Here is a 13,838-nt window from a genome sequence, read left to right as displayed (position 1 = left end):
CCGCTGTCGCCCGTGCCGGTGGCAGCCTGCGCAAGGCAGCGCACGCCCTGGGGCTCAGCCCGTCAACGCTGTACCGCAAGCGTGAGCGGTGGCTGGGCACGTCGGCTGCAACCGACGCTGCCTGATGATTTTGGAACTCCCGGCGGCGGCTGCCGCCCAAAAGCGAGACATGTCATGATCCTGATCACAGGCGGTGCCGGCTACATCGGTTCGCATATTGCACTGGCGCTGCTGGATCGCGGCACGCAGGTGCTGATCCTTGACAATCTGTCCACCGGCAATCGCTGGCTGGTGCCGGCGGGGGCGGTGTTCGTTCAAGGCGATTGCGCCGACGCCGCATTGGTCACCAAGCTGGTCGCAGACCATGGCATTGCAGCGGTCATCCACTGTGCGGGGGTGATTTCGGTGCCGGAATCCGTCGAACAACCCTTGGCCTATTACGACATCAATGTCGGCCGCGCGGTGGCATTGTTTGCGGCGGCGATTGCCGGCGGCGCGCGCCATCTGCTGTTTTCATCGACCGCTACCGTCTATGGTGCCCCGGATGTGGACGGCTTGTCCGAAGATTTGCCGCTCGCCCCGGTCAATCCCTATGCCGCCAGCAAGGCCATGGTCGAACGCGTGCTCGCCGATGTCGCCGCCACCGGCGCGGTCAATGTCGGCGTGCTGCGCTACTTCAATGTTGCCGGCGCCGATCCGGCTGGCCGTTCGGGCCAGGTGTCAAAATCGGCCACGCATCTCATCAAGATCGCCGCTGAGGCGGTGATCGGCAAACGCGACCATGTTCTGGTCACCGGCAATGATTTCGGCACGCCCGATGGCACCGGCGTGCGCGACTATATCCACATCAGCGACCTCGCCGCAGCGCACCTGGCCACGCTCGACGCCCTCACCGCCAAGCCGGATGCAAGCCTCACCTTCAACGTCGGCTATGGCCACGGCGCCTCGGTTCTCGATGTGCTCGATGCCGTCGATCGGGTGTCGGGCCAGACGCTGCGGCGGATCGCTGCCGACCGCCGACGTGGCGACGTGGCTCGGCTGGTTGCCGACACTCGCAAGATCCGCAGCCAACTGAACTGGCAGCCGGCGTTCGACGACCTTGACCGCATCGTCGCCGATGCCATCGCCTGGGAACGCAAGCTGGCGGCACGGCCCGACCCAGCGGCCTGAAGCACAGCAGAACCCGACGTCGTCGGAGCGGGATAGCAAATTGCGACACGATGTCGTCGCAGTTTGCGAGGTTTTCGGCGCTTTAACCGACGCTTCGACCAAAACTCGGCCGCTTGGTGCGCCAACTGGTTGGCATGCTTCTTGCTGAAAGAATTTGTCTTTCAAAGGTATCTCCATGAACAGCCAATCGCCCACCATCCTGCCTGCCCGTCGCTGGCCGGTTCGCACCCTCGCCGATCATCTCGGCAGCCGGGAAAACCGCATCGACCAGCTTCGGCTTGGCGCTGCCCTGTTGGTGGTGCTTGGCCATAGCTGGCACATTGCGCTTGGCCGCGAGGCGCAGGTGCCGCTGCAGGATTGGACGCTGTTTGGCTTTCACAGTCTGGCCGTCCATGTGTTCTTCTTCTTGTCCGGGCTTCTGGTCACCGAAAGTGCGCTGCGTCACAAATCAGCCCCCGGCCAGTATCTCTGCAAGCGCGCACTGCGCATTTTTCCGGCGTTGCTGGCAAATGCCGTCATCGTGCCGGTTGCTTTGGTGATGTTTGGCGCCTGGACCGGAATTGGCCTTGCTGATACCGCCCGTTATGCGCTGCGGTTGGTGACGCTGGTTTCGGTCCAATTCGAGCACCCGGGCGCCTTTGCCGACAATCCGTTTCAGGGCGCCATCAACGGCTCGGTGTGGTCGCTTCGGCACGAGATCATCGTCTATCTGCTGGTGATCGGCGCCAGCATGGCCGGCGCGTTCGCCGATGCCCGGCGGCGCGGCGTGTTCCTGCTGCTGATGCTGGCCTATATCGGCGCCGGCCATCTGCTTGCGCCGATTGCCAAGGGCGGCATCCTGTTTCTGATTGCCGAAGGGCGGCATGTCATGCTGTCGTTCCTGCTTGGCGTGGCAGCCCACCAATTCGCGGCCAGGGTGCCGCTCAACCTTGGCATTGCCCTGCCCGGCGTGGTGGTGCTGCTGTGCGCACAGCTGCTGGACAGCCGGGGCATGGCCGAACTGGCAATCATCTATCTTGTGTGTGCCGGCACCCTGCTGCTGGCCTTTCCCCGCGGCAAGACGCGCCCGCTGCCGCATGATGTCAGCTATGGGCTGTATATCTATTCCTGGCCGATCCAGCAGTTGGCGGTGTTCATCGCTGCATCGGCATTTGGCGTTGTGTTGGCGCCAATCCCGCTGTTCCTGATCTGCCTTGGCCCGTTGTTTGCCATCGCGCTGCTATCGTGGCTGTGGGTCGAGCGGCCCTCGCTGGCGCTGGCAAGCCGCACCAGCCCGGTCGGAAAGCCGCGCACTGCTGCCTTGCGCGTTTGACGCACCAACTGAAGCAGCGGCAACGTGCCCGCCCGCGGGCGCACGCTATCAACCTTGCGGCGGCACCGGCGCATAGGGGCCGCGGGTCCGCCAGAACGGCACATCGTCCAACACCACCCAGCCCCAGTGGTAGTTGGCGAGGAACACCGCAAAGAAAATGCCACTGATCAGCGTCGTCCAAGCCAGCTTCTTGCCGATCATCGGGTTGACCGGCGCAGACGAGTCCTGGCCGGGCACGGCTTCGGCTGCGGCCTCGTGATTGCTGCGCACACCGAACGGCAGCACGGCGAACAGCGTGATCGTCCAGAACAGCAGGTAAATTGCCAGCGCTGATCCGATCTTCACAGCCAAACTCGCTTCACAGCCAAACCAGCTTCACAGGCGGATGACCTGCACGTCCGTCACCGGCTTCTTGCCAGTCCAGTCGCGCGCCACCCGGCGTACGGCGTTGCGCACGGCGTCGGCATAGGCTTCGGGGCGCTTGGGATCGGCCCCCCCAGCTCCAAGTTTTGCGGCAGCTTTTTCCGCCGCCTCGGCGCATTCGGCGAGGAAATCGGCCTTGTCTGCCTCAACAGGCACGCCCTGCGCGCTGACCACCGGCTTGGCTGCTGGCAGGCCGTTGCGGCCCACCACCACGGCCACCGTCATCACGCCGTACAGCGACAGGCGGCGCCGTTCGACCATGGTGGCACCATCAGCGGGCAGGATGACATCACCGTCCAGCACCAGGCGGCCGGCCTTGACATGGCTGATCAGCTTCGGCCCATCAGGCGCGATGCGGATGGCGCTGCCGTTGACCGGCACCATGGCGCGCGGCACGCCGCAATCCAGCGCCAGCCTGGCATGTTCCTCCATGTGGCGGCGTTCACCGTGCACAGGGATGGCGATTTCGGGGCGAATCCATTCGTACATCGCCTCCAGCTCGGGCTGGCCGGGGTGGCCCGACACGTGCACGTGCGCCTGTTTTTCGGTGATCACATCGATGCCGCTGGCCGCCAGCGCATTTTGCACGCGGCCGATCGACAGTTCGTTGCCGGGAATCTGCTTGGAGGAATACACCACCAGATCGCCCTTTTCGAGCTTGAGCACCGGATGGCTGCCTTCGGCAATCCGGCTGAGCGCGGCCATCGGCTCCCCTTGCGCGCCGGTGCACAGGATCAGCACCTTGTTGCGCGGCAGGCTCATGGCGGCGCCCCAATCAATGGGTTCGGGCAGATCCTTCAGATAGCCAGTGGCGCGCGCCACCTTGACGATGCGGTCCATGCTGCGCCCGGCCAGCACCAATTCCCGCCCGCAAGCCTTGGCCACCTGGCCCAGCGTGCCGAGCCGCGCGGCGTTGCTGGCAAAGGTTGTCACCAGCACGCGGCCTTGCTTGCGGGCCTTCACCACGCGCATCAGGCCGTCGCGGACATCGCTTTCGCTGCCCGATGCTTCGGAATTGAACACATTGGTGCTGTCGCCCACCAGCGCCAAAATGCCTTCGTCACCGATCTTGGTCAGTTCGGCGGCGGTGACGGGATTGCCCATCAACGGGGCATCGTCCAGTTTCCAATCGCCGGTGTGGAAAATACGGCCATAGGGCGTTTCGATGATCAGGGCATTGCCTTCGGGAATCGAATGCGCCAGCGCAACATAGGTCAGCGCAAACGGGCCCAGCTCGACACGGCCGCCCATCGGCACGATCTTCAGCTTGACCTCCCGCTCCAGGCCTTCTTCTTCCAGTTTTTTCATGATCAGGCCGGCGGTGAACGGCGTCGCATACAGCGGCACCTTCAGCTCGTTGGCGAGATAAGGGATGGCGCCAATATGATCTTCATGGCCGTGCGTGAGCACGATGCCGAGCAGATCCTTGCGGCGTTCTTCGATGAAGGCCAGGTCAGGCAGCACCAGATCGATGCCCGGATAGCGCGGATCGCCAAAGGTCATGCCCAGATCGACCATGATCCACTTGCCGTGGGCACCATAAAGATTGACGTTCATGCCGATTTCGCCTGATCCGCCGAGCGGCAGGAAAATCAGCTCATTGCCTGGTATCATGTAGCTTGGGTCTTTGCGTTCAAATTGTGGAGGCGGATGAGACCGCGGATGGTGAGATCACCGTCAACATGCGATATGGCAGTGGTGTGGCGCTGGAACAAGGTGGCAAGACCGCCCGTGGCAATCACCGTCACCGTGCCGGTGATTTCGCGGCTCAGGCGGGTGACCAGGCCTTCGATCAAACCGACATAGCCCCAGAACACGCCGGATTGCATGGCATGCACCGTGCCCTTGCCAATCGCGCCGGCGTTGCCCACCGGCGGCTCCACGGCGATGCGCGGCAATTTTGCCGCCGCCTGATACAGCGCGTCCATCGAAAGGTTGATACCGGGCGCAATCGCGCCGCCCTGATAGGCGCCGTCTGCCGACACGACATCAAAGGTGGTGGCCGTGCCGAAATCGACGATGATCAGATTGCCCGGCCACATTGCATGCGCTGCCACCGCATTGACCAGCCGATCCGCGCCCACTTCGGCGGGATTGGGCAGATCGATGCGCAGGCCCAGATCTATGGCACCGATGGCCACCACGTCGGCTTCGATCTTGAAATATTTGCGGCACAGGCGTTGCAGGTTGAACAGCGTTTGCGGCACCACCGTTGAGATGATGGCGGCATTCACACTGCCCATCGCCACGCCTTCCAGCGCCATCAACTGGTGCAGCCACACGGCATATTCATCGGCGGTGCGCTGGCCATCAGTGGAAATGCGCCAGCGGTGCACGATCACCTCGCCATCGCACAGCGCAAACACGATGTTGGTGTTGCCGACATCAATCGCAAGCAGCATCTTCAGCCCCCCTTCGATCTGCAGCCTGCGGCTTTGCAGCGGTCAAATCGCAAACACTTCGCCGGCATGGACGGCGCGCATGGTGCCATCGTCAAGCCGCAGCAGCAGCGCGCCATCATCGCCCAGCCCGGTGAACACGCCTTCGGGTGTTTCGGTGCCCAGCCGCGCCGCCATGCGCCCGCCGATGCCGGCCGCGTGGCCCAGCCAGGCGCTGCGCACCAGCGCAAAGCCTTCGCGCTGCCAGACGGTTCGCCAATCTGCAAAACGCTGCGCCAGCACGGCCAGCGCTTCGAGTGGCCGTGGCACCGGCAGGCCGGCTGCGGCCAGGCTGGTGGCGGGGCGTTCAGTAGCTTCGGGGTGCTGGGCCAGATTGATGCCAATGCCGATGACGAGCGCCGCGCCCTGCCGTTCCAGCAGGATGCCAGCGCACTTGACGCCGCCCAGCAGCACATCGTTGGGCCATTTCAGGCTAAAATCACCTCGCCCCTTGCGGGAGAGGTCGGACTCGGCGCTGCCGAGCCGGGAGAGGCGCTGCACGCTTGCATTGGGCGGGCGAGAGGTGATTTCGGCCAGCGCCTCCACCACCGCCAACGCCGCCACGAAACTGAGCTGCTGCACGGCGCCTTCGGCCTGCACCAGTACACTGGCCATGAGATTGCCGCTGCCATCGCTCCACACCCGCCCACGCCGGCCGCGCCCGGCGGTCTGGCGATCGGCGATCACCCAATGGCCATCGGGCAGTGCTGCGGTGCGGGCCAGCAGCCAATCATTGGTCGACCCCACTTCGGCAAGGTGGGTGATGCCGGCGGTCATCCGGCCGGGATATAGTTGGGGAACAATGCCGCCGCTGCCGTGGTTGCCGCTGCCACCAAGGGCGTGATCGCCAGCATGCCGATCGGCGAGCAAAACAGCGCCGCGCCGGCAATCATGGCACCGTTCACCGCGCTGCCTTCGCTGGCCAACACGACGCCGGGTTCATCAGCGTACATGATCTTGATGATGCGCAGATAATAGAAGGCCGCCACCACTGATGCGATGAAGCCGATGATGGCCAAGGCGAGCAGATCGGCGGCAATCGCCGCCTGAAACACCGCAAATTTCGGCCAGAAGCCCAGCAGCGGCGGAATGCCGGCCAAGCTGAACATGAACACCGCCATCGCCAGCGCCAGCTTTGGCTGGGTCTTGGAGAGGCCGGCCAGATCCGCCATGGCTTCGACCGGCGCACCATCGGGCCGGCGCAATTGCAGCAGCACCAGGAAACTGCCCAAGGTCATCGCTGCATACACCACGCTGTAAAACAGCAGCGCCGTTATGCCCTGCGGCGTGCCGGGCGTGAGACCGACGAGCGCAAAGCCGATATTGGCAATGGAGGAATAGGCCAGCAGCCGCTTGAAATTGCTCTGAGCTACCGCGGCCACCGCGCCCAGCACCATCGATGATATGGCGATGAAGATCAGGATCTGCTGCCAATCGGCAGCGGCCTGGCCGGGAAAAGCCACAATCAGCACCCGCGCCATCAGCCCCAGCGCCGCCACCTTGGGCGCGGCCGAAAAAAACGCCGCCACCGGAGTGGGCGCGCCTTCGTATACATCGGGCGTCCACATATGGAACGGCACTGCCGACACCTTGAAGGCAAGGCCGGCCAATATGAACACAATGCCGAACATCAGCCCCAGCGAGCGTTCGCTTTGCGCACTGACCACCGCAGCAATGGCATCGAACTGCGTCGATCCCGAAAATCCGTATATCAGCGTGATGCCATAGAGCAGGATGCCCGATGCCAGCGCGCCGAGCACGAAATATTTGAGGCCAGCTTCGGCCGAACGGCTATCGCCGCGCGCAAACGCCGCCAGCACATAAGACGGCAGCGCTGCCAGTTCGAGGCCGATGTACAGGGTGAGCAGATCATTGGCCGATACCATGATCGTCAGCCCCAGCGTGGCCAGCAGCATCAGCACCGGATATTCAAAGCGTCCGCGCAGGGCGCCATCCTCATCGCGGCCCTGCAGCCACGGCAATGCCAGCAGCACCGACGCCGCCGCCGCCACCAGAATGACCACCTTCAGAAAGGCCGCAAAGGCATCGGCGATATACAGGCCATCAAACGCCCATACCGATGCCGCCGGGGCATCCAGCAAGGTAAAGCCAGCCAGCGCCAGGATCGCAACAGCAAACAGGCTGGTGGTGGTGACGGCCTTGGCGGGGTGCGTGAAGGTGCCGAGCATCAGCGCCGCAAGGCTGCCCAGCGTGAGCACGGTTTCCGGGCCGGCAATGGCGATGGAGGTGAAAATCGGGTGCATCAGTGACCGCCTTCTGCCGCATGCGCCTGCGTTGACACAGCCGGCGCGATCTGGGCGGACCGGATCGGCGACATGGTCATATCGGTGGGCATAGTGGCCAGCGCGCGGCCTTCCAGCCGCGCCACGACTTGCGCAATCGCCGGCTGCATCGGCGTCTGGAAGCTTTTGGGATAGATGCCCATCCACAGCGTCACGATGATGATCGGCGCCAATATGGCGATCTCGCGCGCGTTCAGATCAGGCATCGCCCGCGTGTCGTCACCGGCCGCCTTGCCATAGGCAACGCGGGCATAAAGCCACAGCATATAGGCCGCGCCCAGGATGATGCCGGTGGTGAGCACGAATGTCGCCCAGGTGCTGGTCTGGTACATGCCGATCAGCACCAGAAATTCGGCAACAAAGCCCGATGTCGCGGGCAGGCCGACACTGGCCATCGTGAAAAACAGCAGCACCACCGCATATTTGGGCATGGTATCAGCCAGCCCGCCATAGCGCCCGATTTCGCGGGTGTGCAGCCGGTCATAGATCACGCCAACACACAGGAACAACGCGCCGGACACCAGCCCGTGGCTGAGCATCATCACCATGGCGCCTTCGATGCCTTGGGTGTTCAATGCAAACAGCCCGCCGGTCACGAATGCCATGTGCGCCACCGATGAATAGGCGATCAGCTTTTTCATGTCCTGCTGAACCAGCGCCACCAGCGAGGTGTAGACCACCGCAACCATCGACAGTCCGAACACCAGCCAGATCAGCTGCGCACTGGCATCGGGGAACATCGGCAGCGAAAAGCGGATGAAGCCATAGCCGCCCAATTTCAGCAGCACGCCGGCCAGAATGACCGATCCGGCCGTGGGCGCTTCGACGTGGGCATCCGGCAGCCACGTGTGCACCGGCCACATCGGCATCTTGACGGCAAAGCTGGCAAAAAACGCCAGAAACAACCAAAATTGGGCGTCCACCGGGAAATCAAAGCGGCTGAGCGCGGCGATATCGGTGGTGCCGGCCGTCCCGACCATCCACAGCATCGCCACCAGCATCACCACCGATCCCAGCAGCGTGTAGAGAAAGAATTTGTAGCTCGCATAAATGCGCCGCGCGCCGCCCCAGATGCCGATGATCAGGAACATCGGAATCAGGCCGCCTTCGAAGAACAGATAGAACAGGAAAATATCCCGCGCCGCGAAGGTGCCGATCATCAGCGCCTCCATGAACAGGAACGCCGCCATATATTCCGGCACGCGCTTTTTCACCGAAACCCAGCTGGCAAGAATGCACAGCGGCATCAGGAACACCGAAAGCTCGATCAGCATCAAGGCAATGCCGTCGATACCAAGTGACCAGGTGAGGTACGGTGCAAACAGCGGCAGATCTTCGGTGAACTGAAATGCCGCTGTGGTCTGATCGAACTGCACCCACAGCCAGATGCCGGCGGCAAATTCCACCAAGGTGGTGGCCAACGCAACGACGCGGGCGCGACTGGCGCGCTCCGCCTCATCACCGGGCAGGGTGGCCACCACCAGCGCCGCCACCACCGGCAGCAGGATCATGATCGACAGGATCGGCATCATCGGGCCATCATCCAGGCGGCGGCAGCGGCAAGGCCAACCAGCATCACCAACGCATAGGAATACACATATCCGGACTGAAAACGCCGCGCGGCGCCCGCACCCATGACCACCAGATCCGCCGCACCATCAGGGCCGAAGCGATCAATGATCTGCTGGTCACCGCGATGCCAGAACAGGCGGCCAAGCCACTGGGCGGGCTGGACAAAGATGGCGTTGTACAGCTCATCGAAATACCATTTGCGCAGCAGGAACTGGTAAAGGCCCGGCACCTGGCGCTGCCACCACAACGGTATCGACGGCCGTTTCAGGTAGACATACCAAGCAAGGCCAAGGCCGGTGAAGAAGGCGGCGGTAGGCGCCTGCACCACCCACACTGGCACTTCGTGCATGGCGTGCATCAGATGCGTGTCAAACGCCAGGCTGCCGCGCCAAAAGGCAGCGCCTTCCTCCGCCTCGACAAACACGCCGTGCCAGATATAGCCCGCAAGCAACGCGCCAGTGCCCAACACAAATAGCGGAATCAGCATCGACAGCGGGCTTTCGTGCGGGTGATAACCCGCAGTGCCGTCGGCGGGCGCGGCGTGACCGTGCGCATCGTGAGCACCGTGCGATACATGGGCATCATGCGCATCATGCGCATCATGGGCATGCATGGCATGCTGGATATGCTCCGACCCGGCCCAGCGCGGCGCGCCAAAGAAGGTGAGGAACACCAGCCGCCACGAATAGAAACTGGTGAGCAGTGCCACCAGCGCGCCGACAAAAAACGCAAACTGGCCGTGGCTGGTGCCGCTGGCAAAGGCTGCCTCCAGGATCGCGTCCTTGCTGTAATAGCCCGCGGTGAAAAAGAAGCCGGTCAGCGACAGCGTGCCGATGGTCATCATAGCAAAAGTGATCGGGATATGTTTGCGCAAGGCCCCGTAAAACCGCATGTCCTGTTCATGGTGCATGGCGTGGATCACGCTGCCCGCCCCCAAGAACAACAGCGCCTTGAAAAAGGCATGCGTAAACAAGTGAAACATCGCGGCGCCATAGGCGCCGGCACCGGCTGCAAAGAACATGTATCCAAGCTGCGAGCAGGTCGAATAGGCGATAACGCGCTTGATATCGTTTTGCACCATGCCAACAGACGCTGCGAACAAGGCGGTGCAGGCCCCGACCACACACACCACGGCTTGCGCTGTCGGACTGGCTTCGAACATCGGTGACATGCGGCACACCATGAACACGCCTGCGGTCACCATGGTGGCGGCGTGGATCAGCGCGGAAACCGGGGTCGGGCCTTCCATCGCATCGGGCAGCCACGTGTGCAGGCCCAATTGCGCCGATTTCCCGCACGCGCCAACAAACAGCAACAGGCACAGGCAGGTCAACACATCGACTTGCATGCCCAAGAAGCTGAACGTCTGGCCGGCGTGCTGCGGCACCGCGGCAAGGATGGCGTCCAGCGACACGGTGCCAAACACCATGAAAATGCCGAAAATGCCCAGCGAATAGCCGAAATCGCCAACCCGGTTGACCACAAACGCCTTCATTGCTGCCGCGTTCGCCGACGGTTTGGTGTACCAGAAACCAATCAGCAAATACGACGCGAGGCCGACGCCTTCCCAGCCAAAGAACATCTGCACCAGATTGTCGGCCGTAACGAGCATCAACATCGCGAACGTGAACAACGACAGATAGGAAAAAAACCGGCTCTGCGACGGGTCTTCCTCCATATAGCCCCAACTGTAGAGGTGCACGAGCGCCGACACACTGGTCACCACCACCAGCATCACCGCCGTCAGCGTATCGACCTTCAGCGCCCACTGCACCGACAATGTGCCGCTTTCGATCCAATCGAGCACGGGCACCGTATAACCCGCCGCATCATTCAGCCAGAATTGCGTGAAAATCACCCACGCCAGCGCCGCCGACACAAACAATCCGCCAGTGGTGATCGCCTTGGCAGCCGTATGGCCGATGGTGCGGCCGCCGAGGCCGGCGACAAGCGCCGTGAGCAGCGGCAGGAAAACAAGCAGGGTGATCATCATCAGCCCTTCATCAGATCGGCTTGATCAACCGCCACTGTGCCGCGGCTGCGGAAGTAGATGACCAGGATCGCAAGGCCGATGGCGGCTTCACCAGCCGCCACGGTGAGCACGAACATCGCAAAAATCTGGCCGTGCACCTGGTGCAGAAAGGCCGAAAAGGCGACAAGATTGATGTTCACCGCCAGCAGGATCAATTCCAGCGACATCAGGATGATGATGATGTTGCGGCGATTGAGGAAAATGCCAAACACCCCCAGCACGAACAATGCAGCCGAAACCGCCAGATAATGGCCAAGGCCGATGCTGCCCGCGATCACAAATCCACCCCCTGGCCAAGGCCGGGACGGCCAACGCCGAGCGTCCCGGCCGGCGTGCGCGCATTTTGCACGGCAATGCTTTGCTTTTTCAGCCCGGCCCGGCGGCGGTGGGTCAGCACAATTGCGCCGATCATCGAAGCAAGCAGCAACAGCCCCGACATCGAGAACGCAAAGAAATAGCGCGTGTAAAGCTGGCTGCCGATCCACTGCGTGTTGCTCATGCCGGCCGGCGGGCCTGCCAATGCCTCGTGCATGATCACGCCCTGCCCCGGCTGCCAACCACTGGCTACAATCAAGGTTTCCACCAGTATGACGCCGGCCACGAACAGCCCCAGCGGCAGATTTTGCAAGGCCCCGCGCTGCAACGCCTTGAAATCAATATCGAGCATCATGACAACAAACAGGAACAGCACCGCGACGGCGCCGACATAGACAATGACCAGCAGCATCGCGAGAAATTCGGCGCCAAGCAGAATGAACAGCCCGGCGGCGTTGAAGAACGCCAGGATCAGCCACAGCACGCTATGCACCGGGTTGCGCGCCGTGATCACCAACAGGCCACTGGTCAGCAGCACGGCTGCAAACGCATAGAAGGCAGCAGCAGCCATCAACGCCACTCGCTATCTGCAGCGATATTGCTGGCGATGGCGCGTTCCCATTTTTCGCCGTTGGCCAGCAATTTGCCCTTGTCGTAGATCAATTCTTCGCGGGTTTCGGTGGCAAATTCGAAGTTCGGCGTTTCCACGATCGCATCCACCGGGCAGGCTTCCTGGCACAGGCCGCAATAAATGCACTTGGTCATGTCGATATCATAGCGCGTGGTGCGGCGGCTGCCATCGGCGCGCGGTTCAGCTTCGATTGTGATGGCCTGCGCCGGGCAGACAGCTTCGCACAATTTGCAGGCGATGCAGCGTTCCTCGCCATTGGGATAACGTCGCAGCGCATGCTCCCCGCGAAAGCGCGGGCTGATCGGGCCTTTTTCAAATGGGTAATTCAGCGTGACCTTGGGCCGGAAGACATAGCGCAACGTCAGCCACATGCCGGAGATGAACTCCAGCAGCAGCAGTGATTTGGCGGATCGGAGCAACGCGGTCATTTCGATTTCCGAGAAAAAGCACCCAACACACAAACCACCAGCACAACCGCGACATTGGTTGCGGATGGCTCGACAACCGATTGCAGCGGCAAATCGGCGGCAGCGGCATAGGCAATTCGGCTGACAAGCCAGATGCCGGCTGCAACGCCGAGCATGCCCAGAAAACGGGCAAGTACCGGGGGCACAGCCGTCACAGCGTCACGCGCCCCGGAACCGCATCGAAATGCCCGGTGAACATCAGCCAGCCGGACACCACCACCACCCAGAACAGGCTGAGCGGCAGGAACACCTTCCAGCCCAGCCGCATGAGTTGATCATAGCGGTAGCGCGGCACGCTCGCCTTCACCCAAGCAAAAATGAAGAACATCAATGCCATCTTGAGCAGGAACCACACAAAGCCAGGCACGATATACAGGAACGGCAGATCGAGCGGCGGCAGCCAACCACCCAGAAACAGAGTGGGGATCAGCGCGCACATGAACAATATGTTCGCGTATTCGCCGAGGAAAAACAGCGCGAAGCTCATCGACGAATATTCGACCTGATAGCCCGCAACCAATTCCGCTTCGGCTTCGGGCAAATCGAACGGGGGCCGATTGGTTTCGGCCAATGCCGTGATGAAAAACATGATCCCCATCGGAAACAGCAACGGATTGAAGATGTTGCCGTTCAAGAGCCCCAGCACATTGCCCTTCTGCGACAGCACGATATCCGACAGATTGAGGCTTTGCGCGTACATCATCACGGCGACCAGAATGAAGCCCATCGACACTTCATAACTGACCATCTGCGCCGCCGAACGCAGCCCGCCGAGCAAGGCATATTTGGAATTGGATGCCCAGCCGGACATGATGATGCCGTAAACGCCCATCGATGACACGGCGAACACATAGAGCAGGCCGACATTCAGATCGGCCAGCACCAGCCCGGCATCGAACGGCATCACCGCCCACACCACCAATGCCAGCGTGAAGCTGATCATCGGCGCCATCAGGAACACCGCAGTGGATGCGCCCGACGGAATGATGGTTTCCTTCAAGAACAATTTCGCTGCATCGGCAAAGGTTTGCAGGATACCGAACGGCCCGACCACATTGGGCCCGCGCCGCATCTGCATCGCTGCCCAGATCTTGCGATCGGCATAAACCGCCAACGCCACGCCCACCATCACCGGAAAGGCAATCGCCAGAATCAGCGTGAGATTGGCGAGGAAA

The 13,838-nt window shown here is 62.1% G+C and carries 14 protein-coding genes; 3 read left to right on the top strand and 11 right to left on the bottom strand.

Annotated elements, in window-relative coordinates; all coding sequences use genetic code 11:
- Positions 1 to 26: 26 nt before the first annotated feature.
- The 3 genes from ABWP50_RS03680 (at position 27) to ABWP50_RS03670 (ending at position 2,482) form a co-directional block, all read left to right on the top strand.
- Positions 27 to 125 carry a helix-turn-helix domain-containing protein gene (locus ABWP50_RS03680; protein ID WP_502950970.1) on the top strand — a complete coding sequence of 33 codons (99 nt, stop codon included), beginning with the start codon at positions 27 to 29 and terminating at the stop codon, positions 123 to 125.
- A 49-nt stretch (positions 126 to 174) separates the two neighbouring features.
- Entirely contained in the window at positions 175 to 1,170 is a 996-nt protein-coding gene (galE, locus tag ABWP50_RS03675) for a UDP-glucose 4-epimerase GalE (protein ID WP_353216637.1), read from the top strand.
- 175 nt (positions 1,171 to 1,345) lie between these two features.
- Positions 1,346 to 2,482 (top strand): acyltransferase family protein, encoded by a 1,137-nt coding sequence (locus ABWP50_RS03670; protein ID WP_353216636.1) that lies wholly within the window; start codon positions 1,346 to 1,348, stop codon positions 2,480 to 2,482.
- 48 nt (positions 2,483 to 2,530) lie between these two features.
- Here the strand turns inward: ABWP50_RS03670 and ABWP50_RS03665 are convergent, their stop codons facing one another.
- The 11 genes from ABWP50_RS03665 to nuoH form a co-directional block, all read right to left on the bottom strand.
- The gene (locus tag ABWP50_RS03665) at positions 2,531 to 2,827 is read right to left on the bottom strand and encodes a DUF1467 family protein (protein ID WP_353216635.1); all 297 of its coding nucleotides are present in this window, start codon (positions 2,825 to 2,827) and stop codon (positions 2,531 to 2,533) included.
- A 30-nt stretch (positions 2,828 to 2,857) separates the two neighbouring features.
- A complete protein-coding gene (locus tag ABWP50_RS03660) occupies positions 2,858 to 4,519 on the bottom strand; it encodes a ribonuclease J (protein ID WP_353216634.1) in 1,662 nt (553 codons plus the stop codon).
- Complete coding sequence (locus ABWP50_RS03655; protein ID WP_353216633.1) at positions 4,516 to 5,307, bottom strand: type III pantothenate kinase; 792 nt, start codon at positions 5,305 to 5,307, stop codon at positions 4,516 to 4,518. The genes ABWP50_RS03660 and ABWP50_RS03655 overlap by 4 nt, the downstream gene beginning before the upstream one ends.
- A gap of 42 nt (positions 5,308 to 5,349) precedes the next feature.
- The gene (locus ABWP50_RS03650) at positions 5,350 to 6,120 is read right to left on the bottom strand and encodes a biotin--[acetyl-CoA-carboxylase] ligase (protein WP_353216632.1); all 771 of its coding nucleotides are present in this window, start codon (positions 6,118 to 6,120) and stop codon (positions 5,350 to 5,352) included.
- Positions 6,117 to 7,607: an NADH-quinone oxidoreductase subunit NuoN gene (gene nuoN, locus ABWP50_RS03645; protein WP_353216631.1), complete on the bottom strand. Its 1,491-nt coding sequence runs from the start codon at positions 7,605 to 7,607 to the stop codon at positions 6,117 to 6,119. Before nuoN ends, ABWP50_RS03650 begins: the two co-directional genes overlap by 4 nt.
- Positions 7,607 to 9,178, bottom strand: coding sequence for an NADH-quinone oxidoreductase subunit M (locus ABWP50_RS03640; RefSeq protein WP_353216630.1), 1,572 nt, complete (start codon positions 9,176 to 9,178; stop codon positions 7,607 to 7,609). Before ABWP50_RS03640 ends, nuoN begins: the two co-directional genes overlap by 1 nt.
- Complete coding sequence (gene nuoL, locus ABWP50_RS03635) at positions 9,175 to 11,208, bottom strand: NADH-quinone oxidoreductase subunit L (protein ID WP_353216671.1); 2,034 nt, start codon at positions 11,206 to 11,208, stop codon at positions 9,175 to 9,177. Before nuoL ends, ABWP50_RS03640 begins: the two co-directional genes overlap by 4 nt.
- A gap of 2 nt (positions 11,209 to 11,210) precedes the next feature.
- A complete protein-coding gene (gene nuoK, locus ABWP50_RS03630; protein ID WP_353216670.1) occupies positions 11,211 to 11,513 on the bottom strand; it encodes an NADH-quinone oxidoreductase subunit NuoK in 303 nt (100 codons plus the stop codon).
- 11 nt (positions 11,514 to 11,524) lie between these two features.
- Complete coding sequence (locus tag ABWP50_RS03625; RefSeq protein ID WP_353216629.1) at positions 11,525 to 12,139, bottom strand: NADH-quinone oxidoreductase subunit J; 615 nt, start codon at positions 12,137 to 12,139, stop codon at positions 11,525 to 11,527.
- A complete protein-coding gene (nuoI, locus tag ABWP50_RS03620; protein ID WP_502950969.1) occupies positions 12,136 to 12,624 on the bottom strand; it encodes an NADH-quinone oxidoreductase subunit NuoI in 489 nt (162 codons plus the stop codon). Before nuoI ends, ABWP50_RS03625 begins: the two co-directional genes overlap by 4 nt.
- A 190-nt stretch (positions 12,625 to 12,814) precedes the next feature.
- On the bottom strand, positions 12,815 to 13,838 hold a 1,024-nt coding region (nuoH, locus tag ABWP50_RS03615), incomplete at its 5' end, for an NADH-quinone oxidoreductase subunit NuoH (RefSeq protein WP_353216628.1).

Source organism: Sandarakinorhabdus sp. (assembly GCF_040398645.1).
Taxonomy (GTDB): Bacteria; Pseudomonadota; Alphaproteobacteria; order Sphingomonadales; family Sphingomonadaceae; genus Sandarakinorhabdus.
Note: the sequence above shows the minus strand (reverse complement) of the source record. Positions and strands in the feature narration are given on the sequence as shown.